General features: G+C 69.6%; 13 protein-coding genes and 1 tRNA gene. 4 read left to right on the forward strand and 10 right to left on the reverse strand.

Annotated features, from left to right (window positions below; genetic code table 11):
- Positions 1-8: 8 nt before the first annotated feature.
- Positions 9-590, reverse strand: coding sequence for a TetR/AcrR family transcriptional regulator (locus KOL93_RS10360; RefSeq protein ID WP_221585281.1), 582 nt, complete (start codon positions 588-590; stop codon positions 9-11).
- A gap of 68 nt (positions 591-658) precedes the next feature.
- On the opposite strand from KOL93_RS10360, the gene KOL93_RS10365 reads away from it, so the two are divergent.
- Genes KOL93_RS10365 through KOL93_RS10375 form a run of 3 tightly spaced genes read left to right on the forward strand, consistent with a single transcriptional unit; the run spans position 659 to position 3,040 of the window.
- On the forward strand, positions 659-1,318 hold the full coding sequence (locus tag KOL93_RS10365; protein WP_221585282.1) for an MFS transporter: 660 nt from the start codon (positions 659-661) through the stop codon (positions 1,316-1,318).
- A gap of 28 nt (positions 1,319-1,346) precedes the next feature.
- Positions 1,347-2,039 (forward strand): MFS transporter, encoded by a 693-nt coding sequence (locus KOL93_RS10370; protein WP_221585283.1) that lies wholly within the window; start codon positions 1,347-1,349, stop codon positions 2,037-2,039.
- Positions 2,036-3,040, forward strand: coding sequence for an IS481 family transposase (locus KOL93_RS10375; protein WP_221585284.1), 1,005 nt, complete (start codon positions 2,036-2,038; stop codon positions 3,038-3,040). The genes KOL93_RS10370 and KOL93_RS10375 overlap by 4 nt, the downstream gene beginning before the upstream one ends.
- Before the next feature lie 99 nt (positions 3,041-3,139).
- Here the strand turns inward: KOL93_RS10375 and KOL93_RS10380 are convergent.
- From KOL93_RS10380 to eno, 6 genes are all read right to left on the reverse strand, one after another.
- Positions 3,140-3,213, reverse strand: a tRNA-Leu gene (locus KOL93_RS10380).
- Positions 3,214-3,278: 65 nt separating this feature from the next.
- Positions 3,279-4,640, reverse strand: a complete 1,362-nt coding sequence (locus tag KOL93_RS10385) for an NAD(P)/FAD-dependent oxidoreductase (RefSeq protein ID WP_221585285.1) — start codon at positions 4,638-4,640, stop codon at positions 3,279-3,281.
- A 23-nt stretch (positions 4,641-4,663) separates the two neighbouring features.
- Positions 4,664-6,016, reverse strand: coding sequence for a S8 family peptidase (locus KOL93_RS10390; RefSeq protein WP_221585286.1), 1,353 nt, complete (start codon positions 6,014-6,016; stop codon positions 4,664-4,666).
- Positions 6,013-6,555, reverse strand: a complete 543-nt coding sequence (locus KOL93_RS10395; protein ID WP_221585287.1) for a DUF501 domain-containing protein — start codon at positions 6,553-6,555, stop codon at positions 6,013-6,015. The genes KOL93_RS10390 and KOL93_RS10395 overlap by 4 nt, the downstream gene beginning before the upstream one ends.
- 73 nt (positions 6,556-6,628) lie before the next feature.
- The gene (locus tag KOL93_RS10400; RefSeq protein WP_221585288.1) at positions 6,629-7,177 is read right to left on the reverse strand and encodes an FtsB family cell division protein; all 549 of its coding nucleotides are present in this window, start codon (positions 7,175-7,177) and stop codon (positions 6,629-6,631) included.
- A 32-nt stretch (positions 7,178-7,209) separates the two neighbouring features.
- Positions 7,210-8,490, reverse strand: coding sequence for a phosphopyruvate hydratase (gene eno / locus KOL93_RS10405; RefSeq protein ID WP_221585289.1), 1,281 nt, complete (start codon positions 8,488-8,490; stop codon positions 7,210-7,212).
- Positions 8,491-8,654: 164 nt separating this feature from the next.
- Here eno and KOL93_RS10410 point away from each other — a divergent pair, with 164 nt between their 5' ends.
- Entirely contained in the window at positions 8,655-9,326 is a 672-nt protein-coding gene (locus KOL93_RS10410) for an SDR family oxidoreductase (RefSeq protein ID WP_221585290.1), read from the forward strand.
- A 24-nt stretch (positions 9,327-9,350) separates the two neighbouring features.
- Here KOL93_RS10410 and nagA read toward each other — a convergent pair whose 3' ends face one another.
- From nagA to hisS, 3 genes are all read right to left on the reverse strand, one after another.
- A complete protein-coding gene (gene nagA / locus KOL93_RS10415; protein WP_221585291.1) occupies positions 9,351-10,511 on the reverse strand; it encodes an N-acetylglucosamine-6-phosphate deacetylase in 1,161 nt (386 codons plus the stop codon).
- An 18-nt stretch (positions 10,512-10,529) separates the two neighbouring features.
- Positions 10,530-11,786, reverse strand: coding sequence for an APC family permease (locus tag KOL93_RS10420; RefSeq protein WP_221585292.1), 1,257 nt, complete (start codon positions 11,784-11,786; stop codon positions 10,530-10,532).
- Positions 11,787-11,898: 112 nt separating this feature from the next.
- A complete protein-coding gene (hisS, locus tag KOL93_RS10425) occupies positions 11,899-13,173 on the reverse strand; it encodes a histidine--tRNA ligase (RefSeq protein ID WP_260406462.1) in 1,275 nt (424 codons plus the stop codon).

Genomic DNA, 13,173 nt, shown 5'->3' on the forward strand with positions numbered 1-13,173 from the left:
CCGCGCGGTCATGGGGATAGTTGTGGTCCGAGCCGTTCGAGGTAGTTCTTGATCAGCGTCTGGGCGTCGGTCTCGGAAAGCTGTCCTGTCATGACCAGTGTCCCGACCCCGTGGGCCAATGCCATCACTTCCAGGGCCAGGCAGCGTGCGGCTGTCGTGCTAAGACCACTGGACTTCAGGACGCCGGAAAGGTGGTCTTCAAGGCCGCTCAGCTGTCTCTGATAGGCCTGCCCTGCCATGTCGGGGCCGGTAATCGCCAGACCCTCCATGCAGACGCCGACGCGGTGGAAATCTTGGCTCGCCCGATCTGTTGGTAGTGCCTCGTCGTAGAAGGCTTTGATGACCTCGAGCGGCGACTCGTCTCCCTGCCGTCGGGTACGAGCCTGCCATCGTTCGACGCTCTTGTCGGCAAGGCGGTCGAGCGTGGCGCTGAGGAGTTCGTCCTTGGTGCTGCCGTAGTACTGGACGAGTCGGAGGGACACGTCTGCTTCGGTGGCGACGGCTCTCATGGTGACGGCGTTAAGTCCGCCGCGGGCCAGGAGGCGCTCGACGGCCTCCATGATCGCGGTTCTGCGCGTCGACTCCGTCATCAAGACTCCTCACTATCTCCGCCGATGATACGCTCGCACCACATGGTACAAGCGTATCAAGGAGGGGTATGTCTACAAGGTTGCAACGGCTCGGGCTCTGGACGTCCTGTCTGGCTCAGCTGATCGTCGTGCTGGATGTCTCGGTGGTGAATGTCGCCTTGCCTTCGATCCAGGCCGACCTCGGACTGTCCGAGGTTGCCGCGTCGTGGGTGGCATTGGCCTACGGTCTTGGCTTCGCTGGATTGCTCCTGGTCGGCGCGAGGTTGGCCGATGTCGTGGGCACCGCGAGGCTGCTCGCCTGGAGCGTGGCGGCCTTCACCCTGGCGAGCCTCATCGGAGGTCTCGCGACGGAAGGCTGGGTGCTCATCGCCGCCCGTGCGGCACAGGGCGTCTCTGCCGCTGCGGCGTCTCCGGCGACGTTCACCTTGCTGACGACCACCCATGCCGAGGGCCCGGAACGAACGCGAGCTATCGCTGTCTGGACCGCAGTAAGCCTGGCTGGGGGCGGGTTGGGCAACATCGCGAGCGGGTTGCTCACCGACCTGATCTCCTGGCGAGCCACCTTGTTGATCAACCTTCCCATCGGGGCCGGTGTCGTCATCGCGGCCCTCGTTCTCCACCGACGAACCACTGAACAGTGCAGCACGGGACGCATCGACTTCATCGGCGCAGGGCTCGCAACAGCCGCATTCACGTGCGCCATATACGGCTCTGTCCGTCGCAGGTGAGGGAGCCCTGGGTGGCCTTCTGGCCGTAATGGGTTCGCTCGCGGTCGCGTTGTTCGTCCTGCTCTTCCTGCAGCAGCGCCGCACGTCCCACAGACTCGTGCCGAGCGATCTTGCACGAGACCGGCTGATCGTCCTCGGCAATATCGCGACCGTGTTGACCGGGGCATGCTTCCAAGTCGGACTGTGGTACTTCCTGACGTACCGGATGCAGACTCAGTTTGGCTATTCGCCGATCCAGGCCGGTCTGGCGTTCCTCCCTCTCACCGCCAGCATGCTGGTCGTGAACCTTTGGTTCACGCCGCGCCTGATGAAGCGTCGCGCGCCCCGGGCACTGATCGTGGCCGGTGTCGTCGTCGCCGTTCCCGGACTACTCTGGCTGACAGTCGTCGACGGCGGCTCCTTCGCTGTCGCAGTCCTGGTTCCGACCGTCATGATTGGGATCGGCGGTGGCCTGATGAACACACCGCTCGCCACGCTCGTCACCACGGGCGTCCGTCCTGAACATGCTGGCGCAGCCTCTGGCCTGATGAACACGGCGAAGCAGTTCGGCGGTGCGATCGGCCTCGCAGCCGCGACCGCCGCCGCCGCTATCGCGGGCACCGATAGAGCCGCCTTCGTCTTCATGTCAGTAGCGCTCCTCGCTGTGATCGCCACTGCGGCCGCAATCCCCGCCCAGCGCAGCGAGCCGCAGCCCGCCACGACGACAAGGAGAGCGTTGTGACTCACGCCAACGCGCCATTGAGTATCGAAGGCCGCCGCCGGCTGGTTGAGCGATGCAAGACCCGGCCGACCACCCATGTGTCGGCCGAGATGGGAATCTCGCGGGCGTGCGCGTCGAAGTGGGTCAACCGGTGGCGATGTCACGGCGACGCCGGACTTCAAGACCGCTCGTCGACTCCGCATCGGAGTCCGCGCGCGACACCCACCTGGGTCCTCGAGCGCATCGAGACCTGGCGGCGTGAACACAAATGGTCGGCCAGTCGAATCACCTACGAACTCGTCGAGCTCGGATTCTCGATCAACCGCCGCACCGTCACCCGCCACCTGACCCAACTCGGTCTCGGCAGACGGAGGTTCATCGACCCCGGCGGAGATAGCAACCGCAAGCCCGGGAAGATCAATGCACGCTGGCCCGGTTACATGGTGCACCTGGACGTGAAGAAGGTCGGCCGGATCCCCGATGGCGGCGGCTGGCGCACCCATGGCCGCGACAGCGATCAGGCCAAGACCGTCGAGCGCGCCAAGTCAGCTGGCGCGAAGCGTGGCTACGCCTACCTGCATTCGGCCGTCGACGGATTCTCTCGGCTCTCCTACACCGAGCCGTTGCCCGACGAGACGGGAGCCACCGCTGCTGCGTTCCTGACCCGAGCCAAGGTCTGGTTCGCAGCGCACGGCATCACGCACATCCACCGGGTCGTCACCGACAACGGGGCCTGCTACCGCTCTGGTGACTTCGCCCGGATCGTCGGACGACGCACGCGACATCAGAAGACGAAGCCGTACACCCCGCGCCACAACGGCAAGGTTGAGCGCTACCAGCGAATCCTGGCCGAGGAGCTGCTCTACGCCCGCGAGTTCAATAGCGAGGATGCCCGCAATTCCGCGATCGCCGTCTGGAACATCCACTACAACTACCACCGCCCGCACAGCGGAGCCGGTGGGCGGCCGCCAGCATCTCGACTTCGGGGCGGCGTCACTAACGTTCAGCCCTCATACACCTAGTGCGCCGACTCGACGTCCACAACGGCTGGTCATGGCTCGCGGCCTTCTCGGCCGCATCGGGCCGGCCGGGAGGCACCGTCGTGGTCATCATCGTGTCGGTGCCCCCGGTGGGACTCGAACCCACACTGCGCGAAGTTTAAGTTCGCTGCCTCTGCCGATTGGGCTACGGGGGCGGAAAAGCGAAAGGCGCCCCTCCACGGTATTGCACCGGGAGAGACGCCCTTCGGCGGGAGACGGGTCAGGCGACCTTCTGCTCCTCGACCTGCTCGACCTTCGGCTTCGGGCGCGAGGCGAACGCGTCGAAGAAGTCACGCGGCCTCTGCGTCGCGGAGATCTGCACCTGATCGCGGCCGAGGAAGAAGTTGTGGTACCAGCCCCACAGCACGCGCCACTTTCGCTCCCACGTCGGCATCGCGAGCCCGTGATATCCGCGGTGCGCGACCCAGGCGAGGAAGCCCGTGAGGGCGATCTTGCCCGACTGGAATGCACCGTTGTACAGGCCCAGACCCGCGACGGCGCCCAGGTTCTTGTGGATGTAGTCGACGGGCTCCTCGCCGCGGAGCGTCGCGACGATGTTCTTCGCGATGCGCTTCGCCTGGCGCACGGCGTGCTGCGCGTTCGGCACGCACATGCCGCCGACGCCGCCGCCCGTGAGGTCGGGAACCGCCGCGACATCGCCGGCCGCCCAGGCGCCCTCGATGATGTCGCCGTTCTCGTCGATCACACGCAGGTCGGCCTGCGTGGAGATGCGGCCGCGGGCCTCGCGGGGCAGGTCGCTGCCGTTGACGACCTGCGGGTTCGCCATGACGCCCGCCGTCCAGATGATCAGGTCGGAGGGGTACTCCTCGCCCGTGTTCGTCTTGACGACGCCGTCGGTGGCGTCAGAGACCTGCGTGTCGAGGTGCACGTAGGCACCGCGCTTCGCGAGATCCTTCAGCACGTGCTCCGCGGTCTGGAGCGAGACCTCGGGCATGATGCGCCCCATCGCCTCGATGAGGTGGAACTGCGTCTCGTCGAACGAGATCTCGGGGAACTTCTCGAGCAGCGCGTTCGCGGCAGAGCGGAGCTCGGCGAACGTCTCGATGCCCGCGAACCCGCCGCCGACGACGACCGTCGTCAGCAGGCGCCGGCGCAGCTCGCTGTCCTTCGGGAGCGCCGCGGCCTTCTCGAAGTTGGAGATGAGGGTGTCGCGTGCGTAGACGGCCTCCTCGATCGACTTCATGCCGACCGCGTTCTCGGCGATGCCGGGAATCGGGAAGGTGCGCGACACGGATCCGGCGGTGACGACGACCTGGTCGTAGTCGTACTGCCAGCTCTCGCCGCCCTCGGGCGTGATGGTCGCGGTCTTGTTCGCGTGGTCGATGTTCGTGACCTTCGCCTGGATCACCTTCGTCTTCTTGAGGTGACGACGGTGCGAGACGACGGCGTGACGAGGCTCGATGGACCCGGCGGCGACCTCCGGCAGGAACGGGAGGTAGGCCATGTACGGGAGCGGGTCGACCATGACGACCTCGGCTTCGCCCGCTCGCAGGTGCTTCTCGAGCTTCCACGCGGTGTAGAAACCCGCGTATCCGCCGCCGACGATGAGGATCTTGGGCACGGAAGAATATCTCCTTGGAATTGTCAGGAGCCCGAATCGCGAGATTCGCGAGCCGAGCGGATGCGCCGAGACACAGCGACGACGCCGAGCAGGATAAGGATACCAGCGGCGCTGACTGCGACGAGCGGCAGGGTGACTTCCCTCAGGCTATCGGGCGACGGCGCCAGCGGGTTGCTCGCTTCCGCCGGCGGGTCGGGTGGGGGCAGCGCGGGGAGCTCGATCGGCTCGGGGGTCGGCGATGCGCCGGTGTCGACCTGTGACGGATCGTCGGATCCGCGATTGAGTCGGATCCACTCCTTCAGATCGCCCATGGGGTTCTCGGCGACCAGCCCGACGTCGCCCGTGACCGCCTCGTCGGCGTCGATGATGCCGAAGCCGAAGATCGGGTCTCTGTCTCCCTGCTGCGAAGGAGCGGGGTCAGCCGTCTGCACGATGCGATTGATGACGTTGTTCGCGTCGAGTCCGGGGTGCGCCGACCGCACGAGCGCCGCGACGCCCGCCACGATGGGCGCCGCGCCGCTCGTGCCGCGCCATTCCTCGACGGCTCCCGTCGGCCCGATCCCGAGGAGCTGCTCGCTGGGAGCCGAGACGCCGATCGTCACGCCCTGCGTCGAGGCGTCATGGCTCGCCGAGCCCGACGGATGGACTCCGCCCACCACGAGGACGCCGGGGATCGTCGCCGGCGCGCCCACCATCGTCGTGCCGCTCGCGCGATTCCCCGCCGCGACGATCACGACGACGTCGTGTTCGAAGGCGTAGAGGAAGGCCTCGTCCCAGTTCTCGTCCCATGCCGTCTGATTGGTCGTGAACGAGAGGTTGATGATGTCGGCGCCGTTGTCGACCGACCACTTCATCGCATCGGCGACCTGCTCAGAGAACGGCACTTCGCTGACGGCGCCGAAGCCGAGCGACACCGACAGGAGATTCGCCCGGGGCGCGACACCGATCATGCCCTCGTCGGCACCGAGCCCGCGTGCCGCGGCGAGCGACGCGACCCAGGTGCCGTGGCTGCGCGTGTGGACGTCGCTGCCGAGCGGCGTGCGCCCGTCGGGGGTGCCGACGCCCGAGACATCGGTGCCGTTCGCGACGGCGCCCTCGAGCTCCTCGATGTCGGCTGCGACTCCGCTGTCGATCACCGCGATCGTCGCCCCCTTGCCGCGCGTCTCGTCCCACGCATCGGTGATGCCGTACTGCTCGAGCCAGTACTCGGCCGCGCGGGTCGGGTCCTCCGGCTCGGGGGTCGGCGTCGTCGACGGGGTCGGCGACTCGCTCGGCCCCGTCGCGGCCGTTGCCGAGAGCGGCATCGCGATGAGCGCGCACACGACCGCCAGCGCGGCGAGCACCACGCGGGTCGGTCGACGTGCGGCGGTTGTCATTCGGCGGTGGGCTCATCCCGGCGCAGCGCCGCGCCCGGGTCGTCGCATGCGCAGCGCTCGGGCGACCACTGCGACCGCTTGAGGGCGAGATCGCCGATCGGGTTGACACCGGGGCCCGCCGCGAGGGCGTGACCGGCGAGTGCGTGCAGGCATTTGATGCGCGTCGGCATACCGCCAGCCGAGATGCCCTCGACCTCGGTGACCTCGCCGTACTGCGCGCGATCGGACAGGTAGGCCTCGTGCGCCCGCAGGTAGTCGGCGCGCACGCCGTCATCGGAGTCGAGGAGCTCGGTGAACTCGACCATGAGCTGGCCGGCCTCGAGGCGCGACATCTCGGCCGTCGCCGCAGGGTGGGTGAGGTAATAGAACGTGGGGAACGGCGTGCCCTGCGGGAGGCGCGGCGCGGTCGAGACGACCGTGGGATTGCCGCACGCGCAGCGCGCGGCGATTCCGACGACGCCGCGCACCTCGCGACCGAGCTGCGCGCTGAGCACGCGGAGTTCGGCAGGGCGGACGGGGTCGAAGGGAGGAGTGGTCACGCGATGAGGCTACCGACGACCCCTGACAAACCAGCGCACGAAGCGGCCGCATCCAGCGACTCGTGAGGAATCGTTATTCTGCGTCGCCGTCTGCGGGCGTCGGCGTGGGCTGGAACACGTCTCCGCCGGCACCTGACGTCGCCTGCTCCGCGAGGCCCGCGCTCACGACCGAACGCAGCATCACGCCCATCCAGTCGTGGTCTCGCTCGGACACCTCGGCCTCGACCGGCGCGGGCTCCGTCTCGACCTCGTCGCGCGCCACATCGTCATCGATCAGGAAGACGACCTCGCCGGGCTTGACGTAGTACAGGCGCTCCCGCGCCTGGCTCATGATGAACGCGGGATCCTGCCATCGGTCGCGCTCGCGCTCGAGCTCGGTGATCTCGGCCTCGGTCATCTGCACGCCCGACTCCGCCTGCGCGATCTGCTGGCGCATGTCGATGTAGCTGGACGCCGACGGCACGAGGACGAACGCCGCGAGCACGACGAGGCCGAGCATGATCACAGCGAAACCGGACAGTCGGATCCCGCCCAGCCAGTCGCGCACGTCGACGCCGCTTCCGGGATCCGCCTCACCCGGAGGGCGCCGGGAACGCGGAGAGGGAGCCGCCGATCGTGCCATGCGACTCCCTCTCTCGTGACGTGTCTGCGGGCTCAGCCCTGGTAGCGCGGGTAGGCGCCGCGACCCGCGAAGGTCGCCGCGTCGCCGAGCTCTTCTTCGATGCGCAGAAGCTGATTGTACTTCGCGACGCGATCGCTGCGAGCGGGCGCGCCCGACTTGATCTGACCGCAGTTCACCGCGACCGCGAGATCGGCGATCGTGACGTCCTCGGTCTCGCCGGACCGGTGCGACATCATCGCCGTGTAGCGGGCACTGTGCGCCATCGACACGGCATCGAGCGTCTCGGTGAGCGTGCCGATCTGGTTGACCTTGACGAGCAGCGAGTTCGCGACGCCCTGATCGATGCCCCGCTTGAGGCGCTCGGGGTTCGTGACGAACAGGTCGTCGCCGACGAGCTGCACCTTGTCGCCGATGCGCGCGGTGAGAGCAGCCCAGCCCTCCCAGTCGTCCTCGGCGAGAGCGTCTTCGATCGTGACGAGCGGGTAGTTCGCGAGCAACTCCTCGTAGTAGCCCGACAGCTGCTCGGCCGTCCAGTCCTTGCCCTCGAACTTGTAGACGCCGTCCTGGAAGAACTCGGTCGACGCGACGTCGAGGCCCACCGCGATGTCGGTGCCCGGCGTGAAGCCGGCCTTCTCGATCGCCGACATGAGGAAGTCGAGCGCCTCGCGGTTGCTGGGAAGGTCGGGAGCGAAACCGCCCTCGTCGCCGAGGCCCGTGGCGAAGCCGCCCGCGAGCAGCTCCTTCTTGAGGACGTGGTAGGTCTCGGCGCCCCAGCGGAGCGACTCGCGGAACGACTCGGCTCCGTGCGGCACGAGGAAGAACTCCTGCATGTCGATGCCGTTGTCGGCGTGCTCGCCGCCGTTGATGACGTTGAGCGCCGGAACCGGCAGGACGTGCGCGTTCGCACCGCCGACGTAGCGGTAGAGCGGGAGATCGGCGCTGTCGGCGGCGGCCTTCGCGACGGCGAGGCTCACGCCGAGGATCGCGTTTGCGCCCACGCGCTTCTTGTTGGGCGTGCCGTCGACCTCGTTCAGCACCTGGTCGACGAGACGCTGGTCGGTCGCGTCGAGGCCCTCGATCGCCGGCCCGAGCTCGTCGACGACGCTCTCGACGGCCTGAAGCACGCCCTTGCCGCTGTAGCGACCCTTGTCGCCGTCCCGCAGCTCATACGCCTCGAACGCACCCGTCGACGCACCCGACGGCACAGCCGCCCGCTGCACGATTCCGTCGTCGAGGAGCACCTCGACCTCGACGGTGGGATTGCCGCGCGAATCCAGGATCTCGCGTGCGCCTACTGCTTCGATCTGTGCCACGGAATGAACTCCTTTGAAGTGGACGTTGTCGGGCGTCTCAGCCCGACCGCCAGTCTATGGGGAACGCCACGGCGGGCGACACCTGCGCCCGCGCCGGCTCCCCCTGTCGGGGGCGTCTCCGCTGGGGCAGGATGGCCCACAACGCATCGAGGACAGGAGCGAGCATGACAGGCAGGGAGGCGACGACGGGACGTCATGTGCTGCTCGCCGGCGGCACGTCGGACATCGGCTGGGCGACGGCGCGAGCGCTTCGTACGACCGGAGCGCGGGTCACCGTTGCGGGGCGGAGCGCGACGAAGCTCGAGCCGTTCGGCGCCGAGGGATTCGAGACGATGTGCGTCGACCTCGCCGATGCGCGAGCGGTGGACCATGCGTTCGAGCGCATCGGCCGACTCGACGGGCTCATCCCGCTCGTCGGCGGGTGGCGCGGCGGGGGCGGGATCCCCGGCCAGTCCGACGACGACTGGGCCGCGCTCGAGGTCGCTCTCACCGCCGTGCGGCACACCTGTCGCGCCGCGTGGCCGCTGCTCGATGCGTCGCCGAGTGCACGCGTCGCCGTCGTCTCCTCGACTGCCGTGGCCCACCCCCTCGCCGGAGGCGCGAACTACGCGGCGATGAAGGCCGCGACGGAGACCTGGATCCACGCCGTCGCGCACGGGTTCTCGAAGTCCGCCCGCGACGCGAGCCGCGAGCAGACGGGCGCGTGCACCATCTTTCGAGTGCGCGCCCTGTCCGGCCTCGAGGAGACCGTCGCCGCGCACGTCGCGGCCCTGTGGGACGCGGATCCTTCCGGCACGTCGGCCGACGTCGTCACGGTCGACACGCCGAACGACTGATCCCGGCCCGGGAGGGGCTGATCGTCAGCCGCGTGCGTGCGACGCGAGCGGCTCTCCGGCTCCCCACACGCCGACCACCTCGTACGCGTGCGTCAGCAGCACGGCATCGGCCGCGTACCCGGCCTCGAGCACGCCCAGATCGCCGCCGCGCCCGATCGCGCGGGCAGGGACGCGCGTGAGAGCGTCGACCGCGGCCGCGAGGGGCACGCCGTCGTCGACGACCGCGCGCCGCAGCGCGTGATCGAGCGTGAGCGTCGACCCGGCGATCGCGCCGTCGCCCGCGAGGCGCGCGACGCCGCCCGCGACCGTCACGGCGAGCGATCCGAGCACGTAGTCTCCGTCGGGCGCTGCAGCGGCGCCCATGGCGTCGGACACGAGCGCGACGCGCCCCGGAGCCGCGTCGAAGGCCATCCGCGCGACCGCAGAGTGCACGTGCACGCCGTCGTCGATGAGCTCGAGCGTGACGCCGCCGGCTCGCAGCGCGGCGCCGACGGGGCCGGGCGCGCGATGGTGGATCCCGTCCATCGCGTTGAATGCGTGCGTGAGGATCGATGCGCCGCGGTCGAAGGCGTCGCGCGTCTGCGCGTAGTCGGCCGCCGTGTGCCCGACGGCCACACGCACGCCGGCCGCCACGAGCCGGTCGATCGCGTCGAGGGCGCCCGGCCGCTCGGGCGCGAGCGTGATCTGCACGAGACGTCCGCGCGCGGCGTCGACGAGCGCATCGACGTCGTGACGCGCCGGGTCGCGCAGGAGGGCGGCGTCATGCGCCCCCTTGTGTGCGACGTCGAGGAAGGGACCCTCGAGATGAGCGCCGAGGACGAGCGGATCCGTCTCCGCGATCGTCGCGATCGTGTCGAGCTGACGCGAGAGGTCGGTGACGGCGGCTGTGACGAGCGACAGCACGCTGCGCGTCGTTCCGTGCGCGCGGTGCGCGGCGAGGGCCGTGCGGATCGCGCCGGATCCGCCGTCGAAGGACGCTCCGCCGCCGCCATGGCAGTGGAGATCGATGAATCCCGGCGCGAGGATCCGCCCCGCCGCGTCGACGATCTCGTCAGCCGGCGAGGTGCATTCGCGCCATGAGCTCCCCACGCCGGTGGCCGCGACGCGACCGCCCTCGAAGCGCACCCACGCATCGTGCGTCGTCTCTCCGCCGCTCACGAGCTGCGCGGAATGGATCACCGTCATGGAATCGATCCTGCCAGGTCACACCGACCGCCGTTCGAGCACGAGGCGAATGCTCCGCGCCCCGACCCCGAGAGCGACGACGATGACGCCGCCGACGACCGCCGGCCACGGCAGCGTCGCAACGAGGGCGACGCACCCGATCGCGCCCGCGACCTGCAGCCAACGCGGGTAGCGCCGGACGGCGGCGCCCTGACGAAGGGCCGAGACATTCGCGACGAAGTAGTACAGCAGCACGCCGAACGACGAGAACCCGATCGCCCCGCGCAGGTCGACGATGGCGATCACCGCGATGATCGCCAGGGCGACGGCGATCTCGGCGCGATGCGGCACCTGCGTGCGGGGGTGGATCCGCGTGAAGAACCGGGGCAGGTCGTCCTCGCGCGCCATCGCGAGGCTCGTGCGGCCGATCCCCGCGATCAGGGCGAGGAGTGCGCCGAGGGCGGCGCACGCGGCGCCCACGCGCACGATCGGCTCTCCCCATCCCCATCCCGCAGCGACCACGACGTCGGCGAGCGGCGCCGCCGAGGCGGCCGTCGCCGTGGGCCCGAGCACGTGGAGCGTCGTCAGGGCGATGACGCCGTAGACGACGACGGCGCCCGCGAACGCAAGGACGATCGCGCGCGGGATCGTGCGCGACGACTCCCGGACCTCCTCGCCCATCGTCGCGATGCGCGCGTAGCCCGCGAAGGCGAAGAACAGCAGACCGGCCGACTGCAGGATCCCGTACCAGCCGTGGACGAGGACCCCCTCGCCGAGGATCCCCTCCCCCGCGGGCGCCGCCACCGCTCCCGACGCCGCGACGAAAACCAGCGAGAGCAGCACGAGGACGACGATGATCTTGGTCGCCAGGGCCGTGCGCGTGACCCCCAGCAGGTTGACGATCGTGAGCGCGGCGACCGCCGCGATCGCGACCGGACGTTCGAAGCCCGGGGCGGCGTAGGCCGCGAAGACGAGCGCCATGGCCGCGCAGCTCGCGGTCTTGCCGATGAGGAAGCACCAGCCCGCGACGTAGCCCCACCACGCGCCCAGCTCTGCGCGCCCGTACGCATACGTGCCGCCCGCGACAGGATGCACGGCCGCGAGCTGCGCCGAGCTCGTCGCGTTGCAGAACGCGATGAACGCGGCGAGGACGAGACCCACGAGAAGCCCGGACCCGGCCGCGGCCGCGGCCGGCGCGAAGGCGGCGAACACGCCCGCGCCGATCATCGATCCGAGTCCGATCGCGACCGCGTCGACGAGCCCGAGACGGCGGGCGAGCCCCGCGGAGGACGACATGCTGCGAGCGTATCGACTCGGCTGAGATCGGCCCCCCGCGCCACGCGCCGCGGCCGCGACGTTCACCCAGCGTTCGCCGAGAGCGCTCCCCGTGCGCGGAACCGCGAGCCCGTCAGCCGAGCGGCTTGAGCTCGAGCTCCGCCTGGCCTGCCGCGACCGTCGCGAACGACGCGTACCCATCGGCCTCAGCCTGGGCCAGCAGGTTCTTGAAGTTCTTGGTGCGCGTCGAGAGACGCACGCGCGCACCGTCCGCGACGAGCGCCGCCTTGTGAGCGAGAAGCTCCGCGAGCGGCACGTCCTTGTCGTGCACCAGCACGACGGAGCGCGCCGCGTCCTCCTCGGCGACCTCGACGAGATCCACGATGCGCTCGAAGCCGATCGAGAACCCGACCGCGGGGACGTCCTGGCCGAGGAGGCGCCCGATCATGCCGTCGTAGCGCCCACCGCCGCCGAGCGAGTACGACACCGACGGGTGGGCGATCTCGAAGATCGTGCCGGTGTAATAGCCCATGCCGCGCACGAGGAACGGATCGAACTGCAGCGGCGTCTCGGCTCCGCCGCGCGCCGCCTGCACGGCGTCGCCGATGCCGACGAGGTGCTCGACGATCTCATCGGGGACGCCGGCCGGGAGCTGCGAGCGGACCTGCGCGGATCCGAACGGCTCGGACGACTCCGAGAGGCCGCCGAGGAAGGTCTCGAAGGCGGCGACGGCCCGCTCCTCCGCCCCCCGTTCACGCAGCTCGGCGGCGACGCCCGCCGCGCCGATCTTGTCGAGCTTGTCGATCGTGATGAGGACGCCGGCGCGCTCGTCCTCGGCGAATCCGAAGGCGTCGAGCATCGCGACGAGCGCGCGGCGATCGTTGATCCGCACGCTCGCGCCGGCGAGCCCCAGCGCGTCGAGCACGTCGAGCGTCGCCGTGATGAGCTCGGACTCCGCCCGGCTCGTCGCATCGCCCATGATGTCGATGTCGCACTGCATGAACTGGCGGTAGCGCCCCTTCTGGGGGCGCTCGGCGCGCCACACGGGCGCGATCTGCACGGAGCGGAAGACCGCGGGCAGCTCGCCGCGGTGACTCGCGTAGAAGCGCGACAGCGGCACGGTGAGGTCGTAGCGGAGGCCGAGGTCGGCGAGGCCGGCGGGATCGTCGGCGCTGTCGCGCACCTGCTCGGGGTCGAGGCCCCGCTTCATGACGTTGAAGGCGAGCTTCTCGTTGTCGCCTCCCACGCCCGCGTGCAGTCGCGCATACTCCTCCATGACCGGCGTCTCGATCTCGTCGAAGCCGTGCGCGCGGTAGCGCTCGCGGATGACGGCGAGCACACGCTCGCGGCGGGACTTGTCAGCGGGGAGGAAGTCGCGCATTCCGCGCGGCGGGTTCACGGTTGCCAT

It is taken from the genome of Microbacterium salitolerans, from assembly GCF_019720895.1.
In the GTDB taxonomy this organism is placed as follows: Bacteria; Actinomycetota; Actinomycetes; order Actinomycetales; family Microbacteriaceae; genus Microbacterium.